General features: G+C 46.2%; 1 protein-coding gene. It reads left to right on the forward strand.

The features are described 5' to 3' along the window. Nucleotides 1–200: hypothetical protein (locus LD028_RS09945; protein WP_237811722.1), on the forward strand; the 200-nt coding region annotated here is incomplete at its 5' end. Nucleotides 201–223 lie beyond the last annotated feature (23 nt).

Here is a 223-nt window from a genome sequence, read left to right on the forward strand (position 1 = left end):
ACAGGTATGGGTCAGATAGCTATGGGGAGATGCTTAGTGAAGAAGAACTTGTTCACATGTTGTTGGAGGAGGTGGTGGACGAAGAGATTGACGTGAACGAAAGGGAGATTGAATCCGCTTTGCGCCGAATTCCAGACCATCAAGATCGCCATATTCTGCAAAACTACATCCGCTATTTAGAGCGAGTCCATCGGAAATGAGATGAACTCCCGACATTTCTGTT

This window comes from Anoxybacillus sp. LAT27 (assembly GCF_022030075.1).
GTDB lineage: Bacteria > Bacillota > Bacilli > Bacillales > Anoxybacillaceae > Anoxybacillus > Anoxybacillus kestanbolensis.